22 protein-coding genes are annotated in these 18732 nt (G+C 65.9%); 19 read left to right on the forward strand and 3 right to left on the reverse strand.

The window, feature by feature from the left end; translation table 11 throughout:
• Window positions 1-584: 584 nt before the first annotated feature.
• The 6 genes from EJB06_RS28605 to EJB06_RS28630 are packed head-to-tail and all read left to right on the forward strand — an operon-like array spanning window position 585 to window position 5857.
• A complete protein-coding gene (locus tag EJB06_RS28605) occupies window positions 585-1565 on the forward strand; it encodes a hypothetical protein (RefSeq protein ID WP_126077442.1) in 981 nt (326 codons plus the stop codon).
• Between the two features lie 3 nt (window positions 1566-1568).
• Window positions 1569-2894 (forward strand): phytanoyl-CoA dioxygenase family protein, encoded by a 1326-nt coding sequence (locus EJB06_RS28610; protein ID WP_229427339.1) that lies wholly within the window; start codon window positions 1569-1571, stop codon window positions 2892-2894.
• Entirely contained in the window at window positions 2894-3610 is a 717-nt protein-coding gene (locus EJB06_RS28615; RefSeq protein ID WP_126077443.1) for an FkbM family methyltransferase, read from the forward strand. Before EJB06_RS28610 ends, EJB06_RS28615 begins: the two co-directional genes overlap by 1 nt.
• Window positions 3607-4176 (forward strand): hypothetical protein, encoded by a 570-nt coding sequence (locus EJB06_RS28620; protein ID WP_126077444.1) that lies wholly within the window; start codon window positions 3607-3609, stop codon window positions 4174-4176. Before EJB06_RS28615 ends, EJB06_RS28620 begins: the two co-directional genes overlap by 4 nt.
• The gene (locus tag EJB06_RS28625; protein WP_126077445.1) at window positions 4173-4868 is read left to right on the forward strand and encodes a 2OG-Fe(II) oxygenase; all 696 of its coding nucleotides are present in this window, start codon (window positions 4173-4175) and stop codon (window positions 4866-4868) included. The genes EJB06_RS28620 and EJB06_RS28625 overlap by 4 nt, the downstream gene beginning before the upstream one ends.
• Window positions 4869-4882: 14 nt before the next feature.
• The gene (locus EJB06_RS28630) at window positions 4883-5857 is read left to right on the forward strand and encodes an aldo/keto reductase (RefSeq protein ID WP_126077446.1); all 975 of its coding nucleotides are present in this window, start codon (window positions 4883-4885) and stop codon (window positions 5855-5857) included.
• 101 nt (window positions 5858-5958) lie between these two features.
• On the opposite strand, the gene EJB06_RS28635 is transcribed toward EJB06_RS28630, so the two are convergent.
• Window positions 5959-6570 (reverse strand): lysophospholipid acyltransferase family protein, encoded by a 612-nt coding sequence (locus tag EJB06_RS28635; RefSeq protein WP_126077447.1) that lies wholly within the window; start codon window positions 6568-6570, stop codon window positions 5959-5961.
• 124 nt (window positions 6571-6694) lie between these two features.
• Between EJB06_RS28635 and EJB06_RS28640 the strand changes: the two genes are divergently transcribed.
• From EJB06_RS28640 to EJB06_RS28650, 3 genes are all read left to right on the forward strand, one after another.
• Window positions 6695-7966 carry an MFS transporter gene (locus tag EJB06_RS28640; RefSeq protein WP_126077448.1) on the forward strand — a complete coding sequence of 424 codons (1272 nt, stop codon included), beginning with the start codon at window positions 6695-6697 and terminating at the stop codon, window positions 7964-7966.
• Window positions 7963-8454, forward strand: a complete 492-nt coding sequence (locus EJB06_RS28645; protein ID WP_126077449.1) for a GNAT family N-acetyltransferase — start codon at window positions 7963-7965, stop codon at window positions 8452-8454. The genes EJB06_RS28640 and EJB06_RS28645 overlap by 4 nt, the downstream gene beginning before the upstream one ends.
• A 161-nt stretch (window positions 8455-8615) precedes the next feature.
• Window positions 8616-8981: an HPF/RaiA family ribosome-associated protein gene (locus EJB06_RS28650; protein WP_126077450.1), complete on the forward strand. Its 366-nt coding sequence runs from the start codon at window positions 8616-8618 to the stop codon at window positions 8979-8981.
• A gap of 100 nt (window positions 8982-9081) precedes the next feature.
• On the opposite strand, the gene EJB06_RS28655 is transcribed toward EJB06_RS28650, so the two are convergent.
• Complete coding sequence (locus tag EJB06_RS28655) at window positions 9082-9876, reverse strand: helical backbone metal receptor (protein ID WP_126077451.1); 795 nt, start codon at window positions 9874-9876, stop codon at window positions 9082-9084.
• 96 nt (window positions 9877-9972) lie between these two features.
• On the opposite strand from EJB06_RS28655, the gene EJB06_RS28660 reads away from it, so the two are divergent.
• Both EJB06_RS28660 and sbcB read left to right on the forward strand, forming a co-directional pair.
• A complete protein-coding gene (locus EJB06_RS28660; RefSeq protein ID WP_126077452.1) occupies window positions 9973-10938 on the forward strand; it encodes a GGDEF domain-containing protein in 966 nt (321 codons plus the stop codon).
• Window positions 10939-11031: 93 nt separating this feature from the next.
• On the forward strand, window positions 11032-12480 hold the full coding sequence (sbcB, locus tag EJB06_RS28665) for an exodeoxyribonuclease I (protein ID WP_126077453.1): 1449 nt from the start codon (window positions 11032-11034) through the stop codon (window positions 12478-12480).
• Window positions 12481-12553: 73 nt separating this feature from the next.
• Here the strand turns inward: sbcB and pyrF are convergent, their stop codons facing one another.
• A complete protein-coding gene (pyrF, locus tag EJB06_RS28670; protein ID WP_126077454.1) occupies window positions 12554-13372 on the reverse strand; it encodes an orotidine-5'-phosphate decarboxylase in 819 nt (272 codons plus the stop codon).
• A gap of 148 nt (window positions 13373-13520) precedes the next feature.
• On the opposite strand from pyrF, the gene EJB06_RS28675 reads away from it, so the two are divergent.
• The 8 genes from EJB06_RS28675 to EJB06_RS28710 all read left to right on the forward strand — a co-directional run bounded on the left by EJB06_RS28675 (window position 13521) and on the right by EJB06_RS28710 (window position 18683).
• Window positions 13521-14132, forward strand: a complete 612-nt coding sequence (locus EJB06_RS28675; protein WP_126077455.1) for a LemA family protein — start codon at window positions 13521-13523, stop codon at window positions 14130-14132.
• A 4-nt stretch (window positions 14133-14136) separates the two neighbouring features.
• Complete coding sequence (locus tag EJB06_RS28680) at window positions 14137-14931, forward strand: TPM domain-containing protein (RefSeq protein ID WP_126077456.1); 795 nt, start codon at window positions 14137-14139, stop codon at window positions 14929-14931.
• Complete coding sequence (locus EJB06_RS28685) at window positions 14931-15455, forward strand: TPM domain-containing protein (RefSeq protein WP_126077457.1); 525 nt, start codon at window positions 14931-14933, stop codon at window positions 15453-15455. Before EJB06_RS28680 ends, EJB06_RS28685 begins: the two co-directional genes overlap by 1 nt.
• A gap of 76 nt (window positions 15456-15531) precedes the next feature.
• A complete protein-coding gene (locus EJB06_RS28690; RefSeq protein WP_126077458.1) occupies window positions 15532-16296 on the forward strand; it encodes an SDR family NAD(P)-dependent oxidoreductase in 765 nt (254 codons plus the stop codon).
• Window positions 16293-16769, forward strand: coding sequence for a MarR family winged helix-turn-helix transcriptional regulator (locus EJB06_RS28695; RefSeq protein ID WP_126077459.1), 477 nt, complete (start codon window positions 16293-16295; stop codon window positions 16767-16769). Before EJB06_RS28690 ends, EJB06_RS28695 begins: the two co-directional genes overlap by 4 nt.
• A 129-nt stretch (window positions 16770-16898) precedes the next feature.
• Window positions 16899-17321 carry an organic hydroperoxide resistance protein gene (locus tag EJB06_RS28700; protein ID WP_126077460.1) on the forward strand — a complete coding sequence of 141 codons (423 nt, stop codon included), beginning with the start codon at window positions 16899-16901 and terminating at the stop codon, window positions 17319-17321.
• Between the two features lie 554 nt (window positions 17322-17875).
• The gene (locus EJB06_RS28705; protein WP_126077461.1) at window positions 17876-18202 is read left to right on the forward strand and encodes a hypothetical protein; all 327 of its coding nucleotides are present in this window, start codon (window positions 17876-17878) and stop codon (window positions 18200-18202) included.
• An 85-nt stretch (window positions 18203-18287) separates the two neighbouring features.
• Window positions 18288-18683, forward strand: a complete 396-nt coding sequence (locus tag EJB06_RS28710; protein WP_126077462.1) for a VanZ family protein — start codon at window positions 18288-18290, stop codon at window positions 18681-18683.
• The last annotated feature ends 49 nt before the right edge of the window (window positions 18684-18732 follow it).

The following is an 18732-nucleotide window of genomic DNA, read 5'->3' on the forward strand; positions in this document are numbered from 1 at the left end:
GTCGTGAGTGGCAGTCATGGCGCATCTTAGCCAGCAAGCCTGCCCCGCCTTTGCGCTGGCTCAAAGGTGTGCAAGGGGCCGACGCCACCCCAGGCCCGCGCTTGCCAGGCCGGCCGCCCTGCAATACAGCGTCTCAACACAGCGTCTTAACGCAGCGTCTTGTTTCCTGCGAAAAAAACCGCAAGGCCGCAGTGTGGCTTTTCCGCAGCAGGCAGACGATGGACATTGCGCGCGCACATTCCGCGTACAACAATGTACTGCTACACCTCAATACGCACCCGGTTTCCAGGGAAACGCGCGCTTTCCGGCTGAGCTGCCGGAAGGCGCGCTTCCGGTCTGGCCGTTGTAAACGTCGTCAATTCAACAGTGGAGAGAAATGCGCGCAAGCTTCCACAGATTGCGTGCGCCAGGGCTGACTCGTTCAAAGAATTCGCATGCCAATAACTGAGGAGATGAATATGAAAAATATGAATCAATCTTTGAGTAACGGCAGTTTCCAGGACGATGCCGCGTCCAGGACCGGAAGCCATATGCTTTCCCGGGCTCCCCTTTCCGAGCAGCGAATCAGCCGACGTGCGAATGCCTTGTTTACCGCCCTCTCCACCGATTTCCTGCTGCGCGAACAATTCGTGACCGATCCGGCCCAGATCATGGCCGAATATCTGTACGGCCAGTACCTGCCCGACGACACCGCCGATCTGGTGAACCAGCTGGTGTTTGCGGTCATGTCGAATGCGCGCCTGTACGACTGGATGAGCAACTACGCGCGCCGCCTCGACGGCGCACTGCCGACCAGCCACGCCTTCGTCATCGACTTCGCGCGCGCCGTCGCCGCATCGGGCGACGAGCTTACCGTGCTGGCGCTGATCCGTGGCGGTGCCGCCGGCGGCGGCCAGGGCCCCGGCCCGATCGACTTCCTGCTGCCGATGGTCATCGTCATCGGCGGCCGCGCCGCTGCCGGCACCGAGATGAGTCCCGGCGGCGGCACCGAGATGAGTCCGGGCGCCCTGCGCCCCGGGACCGAGATGAGTCCGGGCGGCGGGACCGAAATGAGCCCCGGCAGCCTGGTCTTCGGCGCTCCCGGCTATTCCGCCTCCTTGCGCGCCGGTACCGAAATGAGTCCCGGCGGCGGTACTGAAATGAGCCCGGGCAGGCTGCGCGCCGGCACCGAAATGAGCCCCGGCGGCGGCACCGAAATGAGCCCCGGCCGGATCCGCGCCGGCACCGAAATGAGCCCCGGCCGGATCCGCGCCGGCACCGAAATGAGCCCCGGCGGCGGTACTGAAATGAGCCCCGGCCGGATCCGCGCCGGCACCGACATGAGCCCCGGTTTCGGCACCGAAATGAGCGGCACGCACATGAGCCCGGGACTGGTCTCCTCGGGCACCGAGATGAGCCCCGGCTATGGCACCGAGCAGAGCGGCACGCACATGAGTCCCGGCAGGTTCGGCGGCATCGGCCAGTTGCCCGGCCACCTGCGCATCTCGATCGATGCGCTGGCGCGCTACGCGAACCAGCTGCGCGTCCAGGGAGCCCTGCAGTCCAGCGGTTTCGAGCATCGGTAGGCGATGCTCACCCTGCGCGAGGATCATGCGCGCGGCGGCATCGCGGACGCAGTGGCAGTTGAGGCGTTCGCGGCGTCGCCGCGCCGCGACACCGGGCCCGACCTGACGCGGCGGCAGCATGCCGTGCAGCTGGCCCGCCTGGGACGCGTGCAAGAAAGCACGCAGCTATGCCGTGCCGAATGCGATTCCAGCGCGGACGGCAGGCAATGGCTGAACACGCTTATCGTCGAGGCGATGGAAGCGCACGACCTGACCCTGGCCGGCACCCTGGCGCGCATCCTCGCCATCCTGGAGCGCGCCAGCGACCGCTATCCGGGCGGCGCGCAGCCGCCTGCCGCCGCGCCGCCGCCGACGACGGTGTCGCTGGCCAAGCTGCAACACGACATCGGCCAGTTCCGCCATCTGCGCGCGCTGGGCGTGCTCGATGCACGCTTCGACCAGCTCATCGCGCGCTACGCCGACGCGCACCGGCGCCTTGCCGAGGGCGGGGCCGATGCCAGGACGCCACTGACGCCGGAACTCGACGCGCAGCTGGGCCGCACCTGCGGGCGCATCGTGCACCTGGCCGACGCGCCACGGCTGCCGGTGGCGCTCTCGCGCGGCTGGGACCGGGCGCGCGCCGAGCGCCTGTACCTGGAACAGCGCCCGGGCGTGGTGGTGATCGACGATTTCCTGTCGCCCCAGGCACTGGACAGCCTGCAACGCTTCTGCACCGAGTCGACCGTCTGGTTCGGCAACCGCTACGCCCACGGCCGCCTGGGCGCCTTGTTCTTCTCCGGTTTCAATTGCCCGCTGCTGCTGCAACTGGCCGAAGAGATCCGCGATGCCTTTCCGGCCCTGATCGGCGCGCGCCATCCGCTGCGCCAGCTATGGGGTTTCAAGAACACCGGCGCGCTGCCGCCGGACAGCACCCTGCACGCCGACTTCGCCGCCGTCAACGTGAATTTCTGGATCACGCCCGAGGCGGCCAACCTGGATCAGGATTCGGGCGGCATGCTGATCTACGACGTCGACGCGCCCGCCTCGTGGGACTTTGCCACCTATAACGAGCGCATCGACCTGATCCGCGAATACCTGGAACGGCGGCAGGCCAGGGTGATCCGCATTCCCTACCGCCAGAACCGCGCCATCATCTTCGATTCCGACCTGTTCCATGCGACCGAAGCGGTGCGTTTCAAGCCCGACTACCTGAGCCACCGGATCAACGTCACCATGCTCTACGGCGAGCGCCAGTTCGACCAGCACCACCGGCCGGCGCCGGCCGCCGAACCCCTCATCGCCAGCGCCGCCAGCTGGCGTTCCGCAGCGCTGTCCCGACGGAGGCCTTGATGAATGCGATTGCACAGACGCGCCGGTCCGGCTACTCCTACCAGGGCCAGGATGCCTTCGTGCTGGAGGTGCTGGGCGGCATGCGCGGCGGTTTCTTCCTCGATTCCGGCGCCTCCGACGGCTTTAACGGCAGCAACTCGCTGCTGCTGGAAACCGGGTACGGCTGGAACGGCATCTGCATCGAACCGAACCAGGCCATGTTCCGCGCCCTGGCCGCGCGCCGCCGCTGCCTGTGCCTGCAATGCTGCCTGTACGACCGCGAGGGCAGTGTTCCCTTCCTCGAATCGGCGGGCGTGTTCGGCGGCATCGTGCAGGAATACGATCCCGGCCAGTTGGCCTACACCGAGCAGATGCTGGCGCGCGAGGGAGCGCCGGGCGCGGTGCTGAAACCCACCCACACCCTGCGCGCGGTGCTGCGCCAGGCCGGCGCGCCGCCCGTGATCGACTACTGGAGCCTGGATACGGAAGGGTCGGAACTGGCGCTGCTCAAGAGTTTTCCATTCGACGAATACCGCTTCCGCGTGCTGACGGTCGAGCACAACGACACCCCGGCGCGCGCGGCCATCCATGACTATCTCGTCACGCGCGGCTACACCATGGTGCGCGCCATGGGCATCGACGACGGCTATGTGTGCAACAGCGAACTGGGCGCGCCGGGCTGGCGCAGCGCGGCCTGGCGCGGCCCGGCCTGGCGCGGCCCCGGAGGCGGGCGATGAGCGCCTCGCTTGCCCATCGGGGCTTCGTGATCGTCGACCGCTTCATCGACCGCCGCCTGGCGCGCATCCTGTACGACATGCTGCTCCTGCGCCAATGGCGCGGCGAGTCCAAGCGCGACGACCAGGTGCCCGCCGCCCACAGCTACTGGGGCGACAGCACGCTCGACGCCGTGCTGCTGGGACTGCAGCCCGACGTCGAGCGCGCGGCCGGCTGCCTGCTGCTGCCCACCTACGCCTACGCCAGGCTGTATCTGCAAGGACAAGCCCTGGCGCGCCACCGCGACCGCGATGCCTGCGAAATCGCGGTCACCATCCACCTCGGCCACAGCGGCGCGGCGCCCTCGCCGATCTGCTTCGCTCCCGACGTGGCCGTTTTCCAGCAGGAGGGCGACGCCGTGGTGTACCTGGGCGACCGCCTGGAGCACTGGCGCGCGCCATGCGAGGGCATCAACTTCGGCCAGGTCTTCCTGAACTATGTGCGGGCCGACGGCGCCCGCCGCGAGCACCTGTTCGACGGCCGCCGCGATGCCTTTCCGCCGGCACTGGCCGGGCTGGCGGCGCCATGAGCCGCGTCGTGCTGCACGAACCCGGCCTGATGGTGGCCGATGCGGTGCTGCCGCCGGAACTGTTCAAGGCACTCGGGCGCGACGTGGCGCACAGCGAGTTTCGCAGCGTCCACGCGCAGAAATGGGACAAGTCCTGGCGCCTGTGGGACGGCAATCCCTTGCGCGGCGAATCGGTCTACTTCGACCCCAGCGGGCTGTTCCGCGGCAACGGCGCGGCCTACCCCACCGGCGGCGTGGTGGACGTGCTGATCGAGCAGCTGCGGGCATGGGCCGGCGTCCATCCGGACCTGGTGGGGCGGGAAGGGAGCGACTGGGTCGCGCTGTACCTGGCGCCCTGGATTTACCCGGTCGGCAGCGCCCTGTCGCTGCACCGCGATGGCGAACAGTACAGCGGCGCCTTCACCTACTTCGTCCATTCCCGCTGGCGCACCCACTGGGGCGGCGAGTTGCTGGTCTCGCAGCAGCAGGCGCTGGAGATCGCACCGGCCGCCCATGAAGGCGACGCCCCCTGGATGTCCGGCGACGGCAACGCCGATGCCGATCCGGGCGGCATCGCCACCTGCATCACGCCGCTGCCGAACCGCCTGGTGCTGCTCGGTCCGGACCGTCCGCACCGGGTGGCGCGGGTCGACCAGAACGCCGGCCTGCACGTGCGCGCCAGCATGGCCGGCTTCTTTCTGCGCGCGCCCTGAGCTGCCGAGGCTACATGGAATACCGACGACTGGGCCAAGCCGGCCTGCGGGTCAGCGTGCTAGCCTACGGGACCTGGGTCAGCTTCTCCGAGCAGGGCGAGCTGTCCACGGCAATGGACATCCTGGAGGTCGCGCGCCAGGCCGGCGTGAACCTGTTCGACACGGCCGACTGCTACGGCCATGGCCAGGCCGAAATACTGCTCGGGCGCGCCCTGCGCGAACTCGGCTGGGACCGCGCCACCTACGTGCTGTCGACCAAACTGTTTTCCGGCCTGCGCGACTGCGTCAATATGTGCCAGACCCTGAACCGCAAATACCTGCTGCAAGCCATCGACGAATCGCTGGAGCGCCTGCGCACGCCCTTCGTCGACCTGCTGTACTGCCACCGCCCCGATCCGGGCACGCCGGTCGAGGAAACGGTGTGGGCCATGTCGGACATCGTTGCCGCAGGCAAGGCGCACTATTGGGGAACCTCCGGCTGGTCCGTGGAGCAGATCCGCCAGGCGTGGGAATGCGCCGAGCGCTACCGCTTGCGAAAACCCAGCATGGAGCAGGTGGAATACAACCTCTTCAAGCGCGCCAGCCTGGACGGCGCGTACGCGGCCCGGCTGGCCGAGATGGGCGTGGGCATCGCCACCTGGAGTCCGCTGGCGGCGGGCCTGCTCAGTGGCAAATACCAGCATGCCATCCCGCGCGGCAGCCGCGCCGCCCTGCCCGGCTACGACTGGCTCAGGACATCGCTGGTGGACGCCGCGCGCAATGGCCGGGTGCGCGAACTGGCGGCGATCGCCCATGCGCTGGGCGCCACCCCGGCCCAACTGGCGATTGCCTGGTGCACCCGGAACCGGGCGCTGTCGTCGGTGATTCTGGGCGCGAGCAACCCCGCCCAGCTACGCGAAAACCTGCGCGCCGTCGCGCTCGCGCCGCTGCTCACGGCCGAGCTGATGCAGCGCATCGAGCACATCTTCCCTTATGGGAACGACAGCTAAGTCAGTGCGCATCCATTCCTGCCATGTCCAGCTTGCATCAGCGGCGCCTTGCAAGGCATCCGCTTCTGTTCGCTGCAAATCAATCATTCCTGCACACCGGCTTAGCGGCGCTTGACCGAGGCGGCGTCGAACTGGTCGCTGTTCTTGCCGGTGACACCGCTGTAGAACTGCTGGATCTCGACCATGTCGTGCGTGATGTCGCCCGTGGTGTGGAACATGCGCCCGATGCCGCCGGTCTTGCGCTTGAAGTCGAGGTAGGCCAGCGCGATCGGCACGTTGGCGCCGTGCGCAATGTGATAAAACCCGGTCTTCCAGTGCGTCACCTTGCCGCGCGTGCCTTCGGGCGCGACGATCACCGCCAGCCGCTCGCGCTTGGCGAACGCATCGATGGTGTTCTGCACGGTGTTGTTGGAGGCGCTGCGGTCGATCGCGATCCCGCCCAGCCAGCGCGAGAGCCAGCCGATCGGCCACTTGAACAGGCTCGCCTTGGCCATCCAGTAGACCCGCAGGCGCAGGGCGAAACACACCATCAGGGTGATCGGAAAATCCCAGTTGCTGGTATGGGGCGCGGCAATGAGCACGTATTTGGAATAGCCGGCGATCTGCTCCGGCGTCAATCCTTCGGTACGCCAGCCCATCAAACGCAGGGTCAGGAGCGAAAAACCTCTCATCAGGGTGTTGACGACAGGGGTATCAAATATGGTCTTCTGCATAAAACGGTAACGGCAAGGAGCGGGCGCAGCCAGCAGGGTCCGGAAACATCGGGCACAATAGCATGTTGGTGATTCCAGAAAGAATCATTTTACCCTACCTGCTTAGCCGGGCCAGAAAGTTCCTATGTCTTTGATGTCGCCGTCCAACGGTTTCAACGTTTTGCGCAACCGAAATTTCTCGTTTTACCTGGCGGCGCGTGTCCTGGGCACCCTGGCGGTACAGATGCAGAGCGTGGCGATCGGCTGGCAGGTGTACCAGATGACGGGCAGCCTGTTCGACCTGGGGCTGATCGGCCTGGCCCAGTTCGCGCCCTTCCTGGTGCTGATCCTGCTGGCAGGCCATACCGCCGACCGCTACAACCGGCGCCTGATCATCATCGTGTGCCTGCTTACGCAGCTGTTGTGCGGCTCCCTGCTGCTGGCGTTCACCTTGAGCGCGATGGCGGTGGTCTGGCCGGTGTTCGCGATCCTGGTGCTGTTCGGCAGCGCGCGCGCCTTCATGATGCCGGCCACCCAGGCGGTCTTGCGCAATATGGTGCCGAACGAGAGTTTCAGCCAGGCGGTCGCGCTCAGCTCGTCGGCCTTTCACGTGGCCGTGATCGTCGGCCCGGTGCTCGGCGGCCTGCTGTACATTGCCGGGCCATCGACCGTGTATCTGGCGGCCGCCGCGCTGCTGGTGCTGTCGGTGATCCTGATGACGCTGACCACCAGCGCGCCGCAGGCGGTCAACAAGGAGCCGGCCACCTGGCACACGGTGCTGGAAGGCTTGCGCTTCGTGTGGTCGCGTCCGATCATGCTGGGAGCCATTTCGCTCGATCTGTTCGCGGTGCTGTTCGGCGGCGCCACGGCGCTGTTGCCGGCCTACGCGCACGATGTGCTGCAGGTCGATTCGGCCGGCCTCGGCCTGCTGCGCACCGCGCCCGGCGTCGGCGCCGCGCTGTGCTCGGTGCTGCTGGCGTTTTATCCGATCCGCCGCCGCGTGGGCGCGTGGATGTTCGGCGGCGTGGCGGTGTTCGGCCTGGCCACGCTGGTGCTGGGCTGGAGCGCCAGTTTTCCGGTCGCGCTGGCGGCCCTGTTCCTGCTCGGCGCGGGCGATATGGTGAGCGTGTATGTGCGCCATCTGCTGGTGCAGTTCGAAACGCCGGACGAGATCCGCGGCCGCGTGAGCGCGGTCAATGCCGTCTTCATCGGGGCCTCCAACGAACTCGGCGAATTCGAATCGGGCCTGACCGCCGGCTGGTTCGGGCTGACCCGCGCCATCCTGTTCGGCGGCGCCGCCACGCTGGCGGTCACGGCGATCTGGATCTTCAAGTTCCCGGTCCTGTCGCGCATGGACCGCTTTCCCCATCACGAAAAAGAAGAAGATGCCGCGCGCGAGGGCAAGTCCGCCGCATGAGCCTGGCCGACCATCTGCGCGCCTTCGGGGCGCGCGCGCCCCTGCCGGACGACGCGCCCTTCCTGGCGCGCCTGTACGCGTCCACCCGCCCGGACCTGCTCGGCAGCGGGCGCGCCGATCCGGCCCTGGCGGCCGCGATCGTCGCGATGCAGCAGCGCCTGCAGGTGGCCGATTACCGCGAGCGCTTTCCCGCTGCGCTCTACCTGATCCTGCAGGACGGCGGCGCGCCGGTGGCGCGCATCGTGGTCGAGCACGGGCCGCTGGCCGTGCGCCTGGTCGATATCGCCCTGCTGCCGCCAGCGCGCGGGCGCGGCATCGGCAGCGCCGTGCTGCGCGCGCTGCAGCAGTGGGCGGCTGCGCATCGCCTGCCGCTGACCTTGTCGGTGCATCGCAGCAACCCGCAGGCGCGCCGCCTGTACCTGGGCCTGGGCTTTCGCATCGAGCGCGCCGACCAGCACGCCGACGCCCTGCTGTGGCAGCCCGCATGAGGCGGTTTCGTTTGCCCTGAGCAATATCAACGAAAGGTGTAAGATAAGCCGTGTGCTTAACGAATTGCCAACCCTGGCGTGGCGCAGCAATGCCCGCAAGCCGAATACACAGCATGACAAGGGTTGAGCGAGTACCTTTATGAACAGCCGGGAGTGAGCTTATGCAAATCAACATCAATACCGATAAAACGATCGAACGTCATCAAGGTCTGGACGATCATGTGCAATCCGTGGTCTCGGCCGCCGTGTCGCGTTTTAGCGAACACATCACCCGTGTTGAAGTCCACCTCAGCGACGAAAACAGCCAGAAATCGGCCGACGGCGGCAATCGCTGCCTGCTCGAAGCGCGCGTGACCGGCTACCAGCCGATCGCCGTCAGCGACCACGCGGTCACCCTGCACCAGGCCATCAGCGGCGCGGCCGACAAACTCAAGCGCGCGATCGACAGCGCCCTGGGCCGCCTGCACGACAAGCAGCTGCACGCCACGCCGAAACTGGTGACCGAGCCGGACGAAGTCAACGAGTAATCGCCCGGCTTTCGCCAGCCGACAGGCCAGCGCCTGCCCCGCGGCAGGCTGGCCCGAGGCGGCGCAAGGCACCACTGGCATGGCACATCCGCTGCCCAGCTCACCCCATCGGCGCCGACTGCGCCAGCGCGCCCAGGTAGCGCAAACCGGCCAGCGAACGGCTGCCGTACCACGACATCATTTCCCCATCGACCAGACAGACCGGCTTGCCGATCCGCTTTTCCAGCGCATCGGCGTGCACTTGCGTGAAACGGTAGGGCTCGGTGGACAGCAGCACGCCGTCGATGCGCGCCAGCAGTTCGTCGGACCACGCAAAGCGCGGGTAGCGCGCCGGGTCGTCCAGTTGCGGCACGCGCCAGCCGATTTCGGCCATCATGCGGGCGATGTAGGTATCGGCCGAAATGCTCATCCACGGATCTTGCCAGATGCAGTACAGGACCGTCGCCGGCCGTCCCTTGGGCATGGCCTGCAAGGCCGCGTACTGCGCTTCGAAGGCGGCGCACCAGGTTTCAGCCTGTTCCTCCGCACAAAAAATTCCGCCCATCAGGCGCGCCAGCGCCAGGTTGTCGCGCGGCGCCACCGGATGGGTGACCACGATGTGCGGCACGTATTGCGCCAGCGCGTCCACGGTCGGCTTTTCGTTCTCGTCGATATTGACGACCAGATGGGTCGGCGCGAGCTTGCGGATCTTTTCCAGGTTGACATCCTTGGTGCCGCCGATCTTGGCGATCGATGCAACCTGGCCGGCCGGATGGATGCAAAAGCCGGTGCGCCCGACCAGTTGCCCGGCCAGGCCCAGGTCGCACAGCAATTCGGTAATCGAGGGCACCAGCGACACGATGCGTGCCGCCGGGTCCGGCTGAAACTGGGTGCCGAGGGCGTCGGTAAAAGGCATGGAATGAAGGATCGGATTCGAATGACGCTATTGGAACACTGATATGATGCGAACGCCAATGGTAATGGCGGCGCACACCTGACCGGAGAGATTATTTTGGAACAGATCGGCACTTTCGCAGCATCCGCTTACACCATCCGCGACCTGCATTTGTTCCGCGACATCGACGACGAGCAGATCGCGCAGGCGCTGGCCGAGTGCGCCGTGGTGCGGCTCGACACCGGCGCCACGGTCGAAGACAGCAACCGCGCGCGCCTGTACATCGTGCTGCGCGGCGCGCTGGCGGTCGAGGCCGACACCCGCAACGGCATGGCCGACGGCACCGTCAGCAAGATCTTGCCAGGCGAAAGCGTGGGCGAGCAATCGGTGCTGGACGAGGCGGCCAACCTGGCCTCGATCAGCGCGCTGGAAGAATCGGAGCTGCTCGTCATCGAAGGCGAACTGGTGTGGAAGCTGATCGACCAGTCGAACGGCCTCGCGCGCAACCTGCTGCGCCTGCTCTCCTTCCGCATCCGGGCCGCCAATGCGCTGTTGCGGCGGCGCCAGAAGCTCGGCGAATTCTACCGCCAGCTGTCGATGAACGATGGCCTGACAGGGCTGTACAACCGCGCCTGGATGAACGACATGCTGCCCAAGCTGATCGCCACCGCGCAGCGCGCCGGCACGCCGCTGGCGCTGGTGATGCTCGACCTCGACCACTTCAAGCGCTTCAACGACACCCACGGCCACCTGGCCGGCGACGACGCCCTGCGCGCGGCGGCCGACGTCATTTCGACGGCGCTGCGGCCATCCGATTTTGCGCTGCGCTACGGCGGCGAGGAATTGATGGTGATCCTGCCGGAAACCCCGGAACCGCTGGCGCTGATGGTGGCCGACCGCCTGTGCGCGCGCATGCGCGAAGCGCCGATTTTCCGCGACATGCGCATTCCCCTGCCGCACATCACGGCGTCGTTCGGGGTCGCCCTGCTGGCGCCGGGCATGGACGACAGCGCCCTGATCGCGGCGGCCGACGCCGCCTTGTACCGCGCCAAGGATGGCGGGCGCAACCGCGTCTCGCGCTGAAACCGCCCCCCGGGCCGCGACAATCTGTGTACCATATGGGTCCGTCCCGGCGTGCCTGCGCCCGCCGGGCTGCAACCTATTGATCGACGTTCCATGACCACCCACACTTTTCTCTGGCACGACTACGAAACCTTCGGCGCCCAGCCGCGCCGCGACCGTCCGGCGCAGTTCGCCGCGATCCGCACCGATGCCGACCTGAACGAAATCGGCGAGCCGATCATGCTGTACTGCCAGCCGGCGCCGGATTTCCTGCCCGACCCGCAATCCTGCCTGATCACCGGCATCACGCCGCAGCAATGCCTGGAGATGGGCGTGCCGGAACACCAGTTCGCGGCCACCATCGAAGCGGCCTTCAGCCAGGCCGGCACCATCGGCGTGGGCTACAACACGATCCGCTTCGACGATGAGATCACCCGTTTCCTGTTCTGGCGCAACCTGATCGATCCCTACGCGCGCGAGTGGCAGCACAATTGCGGGCGCTGGGACTTGCTCGACGTGGTGCGCATGACCTACGCGCTGCGGCCGGAAGGCATCGAGTGGCCGATGCGCGAGGACGGCAAGCCGAGTTTCAGGCTGGAAGACCTGGCCAAGGCCAACGGCCTGCTGCACGAGGCCGCGCACGATGCGCTGTCGGACGTGCGCGCCACCATCGCGCTGGCGCGCCTGGTCCGCGACAGGCAGCCCAAGCTGTTCGACTTTTGCCTGGCCCTGCACAAGAAGGACAAGGTCGCCTCGGAAATGGGCATGCACCTGGCGGCGGCGCAGCGCCAGCCCTTCCTGCACGTCTCGGGCATGTTCCCGACCGAGCGCGGCTGCATCGGCGTGGTGTGGCCGCTGGCGACCCATCCGACCAACAAGAATGAAGTGCTGGTGTGGGATTGCAGCCATGACCCCGCGCAACTGTTCGGGCTCGATGCCGACACCATCCGGCTGCGCATGTTCGCCCGCTCGGCCGATCTGCCGGAAGGCGTGACGCGCTTGCCGATCAAGAGCATTCACCTGAACAAGTCGCCCATGCTGGTGGGGAACCTGAAGACCCTGAGCCCCGCCATGGCCGGCAAATGGGGCATCGATGTCGCGCAGGCACGCGCGTTCGCCGCTGCTGCGGCGGCGGGGCCGGACATGGGGGCCGTGTGGGCCCAGGTGTACCAGCGGCCGGCGGCGCAGGAACTGGTGGATGTGGACGAGGATCTGTATGGCGGCTTCATCGGCAATGGCGACCGCCGCAAGCTCGAATCCCTGCGCGCCGACACGCCGGAAAAGCTGGCCAAAGCCCGGCCCTCGTTCGAGGATCAGCGCCTGGTGGAACTGGTGTTCCGCTACCGCGCGCGCAACTTCCCGGAGTCGCTGAACGAAGCGGAAGCGCAGCAGTGGGAAGAACACCGCGCCGCCAGGCTGTTCGACGGGCAAGGCGGGGCCAGGACCATCGAGCAGTTGTTCGCGCAGATCGATGCCTTGTCGGAAGATGCCGACGAACGCGCCGAACAGATCCTGGGCACCTTGTACGACTATGCCGAGGCGATTGCGCCGAGCCGCTACTGATCGCCGCGCCGTTCGCGCGGATGCGGGAACGGCGGCTCAGGCATCAGCGGGCATCGGCGGGCATCAGCGGACATCAGCGATACAGATTGATCGCGTCGCGCGTTTCCAGCGCGACCCGGCGCGCCGCCGCGGCGAAGTCTTCGCCGCCCTGCGGCGCCGCATACAGGATCGCGCGCGAGGAATTGATCATCATGCCGGCGCCGCTCGCCGTGCGGCCCGACGTGACGGTCGCTTCCACATCCCCGCCCTGGGCGCCGACACCGGGCACCAGCAGCGGCATCTCGCCCACGATTGCCCGCACCTGCGCCAGCTCTTCCGGAAAGGTCGCCCCCACCACCAGCGCGCACTGGCCGTTGCTGTTCCACTTTTCGGCCACCAGGCGCGCCACATGCTGGTAAAGCGGCTTGCCGTCGGCCATCAGGAACTGCAGATCGGAGCCGCCCGGATTCGACGTACGGCACAGCACGATGGCGCCGCGGTCGGTCCATTCCATGTACGGCTCGACCGAATCGAAACCCATGTAGGGATTGACCGTCACCGCATCGGCGCCATAGCGGTCGAAGGCTTCGCGCGCGTACTGGCGCGCGGTGGCGCCGATGTCGCCGCGCTTGGCGTCGAGAATCAGGGGAATGTGCGGATAGTGCTGGCGCGCATAGGCGCAGATGCGTTCGAGCTGCCCCTCGGCGCCGAGCGCGGCGAAGTAAGCGATCTGCGGCTTGAAGGAACAGGCCAGGTCCGCCGTGGCGTCGATGATTTCCTTGCAAAACAGGAAGATCGCGTCAGGCTCGGTCGCCAGTTGCGCCGGAAAACGGGCCAGGTCGGGGTCCAGGCCCACGCACAGCAGGGAGTTGTTGGTGGTCCAGGCGGCGGACAGCTTGTTGATAAAGTTCACAGGACAGCCTCGTAGTCGATTACAAACCCGTCATTGTAACCTTCCCGTCCCCCGGCCCGCCCAGCGCCACGCACGGTTGAAAAGCCATCTTGTTGGCATTTAGGGTATATTTTTGACCATTCGACAACTTGCTACGGACGGAAATACCATGACAAACACTGCATTCGCACGCTGCGCACGGGTGCTGCTGACCCTGGCGCTGACAGGGTCGCTCCTGTCCGGCTGCGGCTACAACGAGTTCCAGACCAAGGATGAGGCCACCAAGGCCGCCTGGGGCGAAGTCGTCAACCAGTACCAGCGCCGCGCCGACCTGATTCCGAACCTGGTCAACACCGTCAAGGGCTACGCCAGCCACGAGAAAGACACGCTGGAATCGGTCACGCGCGCGCGCGCCGCCGCCACCAGCATCCAGGTCACGCCCGAGGTGCTGAGCAATCCCGACGCATTCAAGAAATTCCAGCAAGCCCAGGGCGAGCTGTCGGGCGCCCTGTCGCGCCTGATGGTCGTTGCCGAAAAATATCCGGACCTGAAAGCCGACGCCAGCTTCCGCGACCTGCAGTCGCAGCTGGAAGGCACCGAGAACCGCATCACGGTGGCGCGCCAGCGTTACATCGTCACGGTGCAGGATTACAACGTTCAGGTGCGCAAGTTCCCGACCAACCTGACGGCGATGATGTTCGGCTATGAAACCAAGCCCTCGTTCACTGTCGAGAACGAAAAAGCGATTTCGACCGCCCCGGCCGTCAACTTCGGCAAGTAAGCAGATGAAGCTTCTGCGTTACCTGTGGCTGCTGGCGCTGGCCTTCGGCATGGGCCTGGGTGCGGGCGCGCATGCCCAGCTGGCGCCGGTCCCGGCCCTGAGCAGCCATGTCACCGACCAGGCCGGCATGCTGAGCGAAGAACAGCGCGCCAAGCTCGAAGCGGTGCTGACCGAGTACGAAAGCAAGACCGGCAGCCAGATCGCGGTGTTGCTGGTCAAGAGCACGGCGCCCGAGCAGATCGAGCAGTACAGCATCCGCGTGAGCGACGCCTGGAAGCTGGGCCGCAAGGGCGTCGACGATGGCGTGCTGCTGGTGGTGGCGCCCGACAACCCGCCGGCCCTGCGCCGCTTGCGCATCGAAGCCGGGCGCGGCGTGCAGGGCGTGCTGACCGATGCGCAATCGAAGCGCATCCTGCAGGATGTGATCGCACCGCATTTCCAGCAGAAACAGTTCTACGACGGCCTGGTGGCCGGCGTGGGGGCGATCGCCACCTTGCTCAACGCGGAACAGTTCCCCGCCCCGCCGCCGCAGCAGCAACGCCAGGCGCAGGAATCGGGCGGCGGCATGCTGGTGCCCTTGCTCCTGCTCGGCGCCTTCGTGCTGGCCTCGCTGTTCCGGCCGCGCCGTGCGCGCCTGGGCAGCGGCGGCTGGAGCAGCGGCGCGACCGGTTTCATCATCGGCAGTGCGCTTGGCAGCCTCGGCCGTGGAGGCGGCGGTGGCGGTGGCGGTTTTTCCGGCGGCGGGTTTTCCGGCGGCGGCGGCAGTTTTGACGGCGGCGGCGCCTCGGGAGATTGGTAATGAGTCAGTCCGCCACACACAGCGGTTCGCGCTGGGCGCGCATCTGGCGCCACTGGCGCAGCACGGCGGCGCAAGGCCGGCGCGCGTTTCCGCCGCAGACCCTGGACGCGATCGGCAAGGCCATCACGGCCGGCGAGCAACAGCACCGCAGCGAGCTGCGCCTCATCGTCGAGAACGGCATGCCCTTCGACGCCCTGTGGGCCGGCATGGGCATGCGCGAACGCGCGATTGCCCTGTTTGCGGAATATGGCATCTGGGATACGGAAGACAATTGCGGCGTGCTGGTGTACGTGAACCTGGCCGAGCACAAAGTCGAAATCGTGACCGACCGCAACGTCGGGCGCAAGATCGACAATATCGTCTGGAAACGCGTGTGCGCCACGATGACCGAGGGTTTTGCGCGCGGCGAATTCCACGCAGCCACCCTCGCTGCATTGGATCAAGTCAACACCTTGCTTGCCCAGCACTTCCCCGCCAACGGCGCGCGCGCCAATGAGTTGCCGGACCGCCCCATCGTGTTGTGACGCTGCGCAAAAAACCCGACGCCGGGCGCGCTGTGTGGTTAAAATTCGCTATTCCGTACCACATTGAAAGCACTACATGAGACTTGAGCAAAAAGTAGCGATCGTCACCGGCGCCACGCAAGGCATCGGCCTGGCCTGCGCCCAGCGCCTGGTGAAGGAAGGCGCGCGCGTGATGCTGGTCGATATCAGGGCCGACGGCGCCGCCGCGGCCGCGGCGCTCGGCGAGAACGCGCGCTTCTTCGCTGCCGACGTCAGCCAGAAGGCCGATGTCGACGCCATGATCGCCGCCACCGTGGCCGCCTTCGGCCGCATCGATGTGCTGGTCAACAACGCGGGCGTGACGCACGCCGCCGATTTCCTCGACCTCAGCGAAGACGATTTCGACCGCGTGATGCGCATCAACCTCAAATCCATGTTCCTGTGCGGCCAGGCCGCGGCGCGCCACATGGTGAGCCAGCAGCAAGGCTGCATCATCAATATGTCGAGCGTCAATTCAGAAGTGGCGATCGCCAACCAGGTGCCGTACGTGGTCTCCAAGGGCGGCATCAACCAGCTGACCAAGGTGATGGCGCTGAACCTGGCCGCCCATGGCATCCGCGTCAACGGCATCGGCCCCGGCACGATCCTGACCGAGCTGGCCAAGAAAGCCGTGCTGGGCAGCCCGGAAGCGCGCAACACGATCCTCTCGCGCACCCCGCTGGGGCGCTGCGGCGAGCCGGACGAGATCGCCTCCGTGGTGGTGTTCCTGGCCAGCGACGACGCCTCGTATATGACCGGCCAGACCATGTATGTCGACGGTGGCCGCCTTGCCCTCAACTACACGGTCCCGGTGAAGGAATGAGCCAAACCAAACAGACGCTGCCGGCAGGAATCAACATGCTGGCGCTGGAAAACCAGTTTTGCTTCGCGCTGTATTCGGCCTCGCACGCGATGACCAAGACCTACAAGCCGATGCTCGACCGGCTCGGCCTGACCTATCCGCAATACCTGGTGATGCTGGTGCTGTGGGAGCAGGACGCGATCCTGGTCAAGGATATCGGGGCGCGCCTGTTTCTCGATTCGGGCACGCTCACGCCGCTGCTCAAGCGCCTGGAAGCGAACGGCCTGCTCTCGCGCAACCGCGATCCGCATGACGAGCGCCAGGTGCGCATCGTCCTGACCGCGCAGGGCAAGGCGCTGCGCGTGCAGGCCGAGGCGATTCCGGAACAGGTGCTGTGCGCCAGCGGGCAGGAGCTGGCGGCGCTGGGACGCATGCGCAACGAACTGTCGGGCGTGCGCGACGACCTGTTCAAGGCGATGGAAGACCACGACTGAGCGGACGGCGGGGTCCTTCCCCGCCTCGCTAAAAAGATTTTGCATAAAACGATTGCGCACAATTGAATTGTTCGCTATAGTTCTTCCATCGGCACAGCGATGCCGCCCCAACCCAAGCAAGGAGTGATCATGCAAGTTCTCTACACAGCACACGCAACAGCAACCGGTGGTCGTGATGGCCGCGCCGTATCCGATGACAGCGTCCTCGACGTCAAACTGTCGACCCCGAAATCGCTGGGCGGCGCGGGCGGCGACGGCACCAATCCCGAGCAGCTGTTTGCGGCAGGCTACGCGGCCTGCTTCCTGTCGGCATTGAAACTGGTCAGCGGCGCCCTCAAGACCCCGGTTCCGGCCGACACCAGCATCGACGCTTCGGTCGGCGTGGGTCCGAACGACAAGGGCGGCTTCGGCCTGACCGTCAAGCTGGTCGTGAAAACCCCCGGCATGGACCTGGCAACGGCCCAGGCGGCAGTCAACAAGGCGCATGAAGTCTGCCCGTATTCGAACGCAACCCGCGGCAACATCGAAGTGGACCTGAGCGTCACGGCGTAAGCCGCGCAAGACAGATATAAGGCGAGTGCATGTCTGGTATCCAAAATGGCAATTAGAAATATAAGTGCCCGAGCCGCATAATTACACCTGTCTCCACTATCTTCCTCCAAAAAAATAGTTTAAGCCCGCTTTCACCAGCGGGCTTTTTTTTTGCCTGGACGGAAAATCTGTCACGCTTGGCGGCAGTCGCCCGATGCAGCCGCCCCTTGTTTTTCGCCGTTACAGCAAATTGTTGCGCTGTGTCATAGCTGCGTCACATTGCCTGCCTATACTTGCTTCATCTGCTGTACACGTAACCGATATGCGTGACTGGCAGCCAGGTGTGCCGACCCGGAGGGCGGCACACCACTCCGAATTGACGATCTCTTGGCCCGATCTTGGGTTTAGCCCGCTCCCACAAGCGGGCTTTTTTTTGGCGCAACACTTTTCCCTGTTTCTTTGACTAGGGTTGGCAAAAAGATGATGCGAGGGCTTGAAGCTGCCAGCCATTCAACTATCATGAAGTTCCTCGAGCTTTTTTCTTAACCATTGGCCAGCCAAGCGGAGCGATAAGAATGAGTGAATATGTCCTTGATGCACTATCCGACCCACTTTATCAACAGGCACACGCCAGCCGCCGCCAGCGCCAGACCCCGGACGACACGCTCGTCCTCACCGAACTCAATCCCGGCACGGTTGTCGACCATCTCGACAACGAGAATGCCCCGATCGAACTGATCACCTTCGGCACGGTACGGGAAACCTGCCCGAACTGCATCCATAGCCGCCTCAAACTGATCCTGCGCCAGCGCGCCGTCCGCGTCGCCCATCTTTTCTGCGCCGAATGCCACAGCTGTTTCGACGCGCGCTACCCCAACGGCGCGCCCGCACTGACCATCTGAGCTCCTCATCCCCAAGCAACATGCCGGCCGTGCATGCGCGGCTGCCGGCATGGTAAGGTGGCGGTTTTCCCTCACGCCGCCTGTCATGTCTTCCCTGTTTTCCCTGCTGGTCCTCGATGAACGCCTGCGCAAATTGCGCTACGGCACCGCGCTCGCGATCTATGCCGCCATTCTCGTGATGGGTTCCCTGCCCGGCGCGCGCGCCGAGATCGGCACTGTGGCGTCCGGCATCGTGCTGCATTCGCTGGCCTACGGCATCATTACCTTCCTCTTGTTCACCGGCAGCCTGGGCACTGCGCGCGAACGCGCGGTCAAATCGGTGCTGACCGTGATGGCGATGGGTGCGCTGGATGAATTGGTGCAGAGTTGTTTACCGTACCGCACAGGCGCGATCGGCGACTGGATGATCGACTGCAACGCCGCACTCGTCACCGCCGGCCTGCTCTGGGCCTTCCTGCCGCAAGCGCGGCGCGCACGCTAGGACTGCCGCGCCGGGCCCGCTGGCGGCAAGCTCGCCCGATGCCGCGTGG

This window comes from Massilia atriviolacea, assembly GCF_003953935.1.
Taxonomy (GTDB): Bacteria; Pseudomonadota; Gammaproteobacteria; order Burkholderiales; family Burkholderiaceae_D; genus Telluria_A; species Telluria_A atriviolacea.

Coding starts and splice junctions, on each gene's coding strand:
- EJB06_RS28620 (WP_126077444.1), top strand. CDS start 3,607: ATGAGCGCCTCGCTTGCCCATCGGGGCTTCGTGATCGTCGACCGCTTC.
- EJB06_RS28700 (WP_126077460.1), top strand. CDS start 16,899: ATGCAAGTTCTCTACACAGCACACGCAACAGCAACCGGTGGTCGTGAT.
- EJB06_RS28655 (WP_126077451.1), bottom strand. CDS start 9,876: ATGCCTTTTACCGACGCCCTCGGCACCCAGTTTCAGCCGGACCCGGCG.
- EJB06_RS28645 (WP_126077449.1), top strand. CDS start 7,963: ATGAGCCTGGCCGACCATCTGCGCGCCTTCGGGGCGCGCGCGCCCCTG.
- EJB06_RS28635 (WP_126077447.1), bottom strand. CDS start 6,570: ATGCAGAAGACCATATTTGATACCCCTGTCGTCAACACCCTGATGAGA.
- EJB06_RS28625 (WP_126077445.1), top strand. CDS start 4,173: ATGAGCCGCGTCGTGCTGCACGAACCCGGCCTGATGGTGGCCGATGCG.
- EJB06_RS28695 (WP_126077459.1), top strand. CDS start 16,293: ATGAGCCAAACCAAACAGACGCTGCCGGCAGGAATCAACATGCTGGCG.
- EJB06_RS28650 (WP_126077450.1), top strand. CDS start 8,616: ATGCAAATCAACATCAATACCGATAAAACGATCGAACGTCATCAAGGT.
- sbcB (WP_126077453.1), top strand. CDS start 11,032: ATGACCACCCACACTTTTCTCTGGCACGACTACGAAACCTTCGGCGCC.
- EJB06_RS28630 (WP_126077446.1), top strand. CDS start 4,883: ATGGAATACCGACGACTGGGCCAAGCCGGCCTGCGGGTCAGCGTGCTA.
- EJB06_RS28710 (WP_126077462.1), top strand. CDS start 18,288: ATGTCTTCCCTGTTTTCCCTGCTGGTCCTCGATGAACGCCTGCGCAAA.
- EJB06_RS28640 (WP_126077448.1), top strand. CDS start 6,695: ATGTCTTTGATGTCGCCGTCCAACGGTTTCAACGTTTTGCGCAACCGA.
- EJB06_RS28615 (WP_126077443.1), top strand. CDS start 2,894: ATGAATGCGATTGCACAGACGCGCCGGTCCGGCTACTCCTACCAGGGC.
- EJB06_RS28705 (WP_126077461.1), top strand. CDS start 17,876: ATGAGTGAATATGTCCTTGATGCACTATCCGACCCACTTTATCAACAG.
- EJB06_RS28675 (WP_126077455.1), top strand. CDS start 13,521: ATGACAAACACTGCATTCGCACGCTGCGCACGGGTGCTGCTGACCCTG.
- EJB06_RS28680 (WP_126077456.1), top strand. CDS start 14,137: ATGAAGCTTCTGCGTTACCTGTGGCTGCTGGCGCTGGCCTTCGGCATG.
- EJB06_RS28610 (WP_229427339.1), top strand. CDS start 1,569: ATGCTCACCCTGCGCGAGGATCATGCGCGCGGCGGCATCGCGGACGCA.
- EJB06_RS28685 (WP_126077457.1), top strand. CDS start 14,931: ATGAGTCAGTCCGCCACACACAGCGGTTCGCGCTGGGCGCGCATCTGG.
- EJB06_RS28690 (WP_126077458.1), top strand. CDS start 15,532: ATGAGACTTGAGCAAAAAGTAGCGATCGTCACCGGCGCCACGCAAGGC.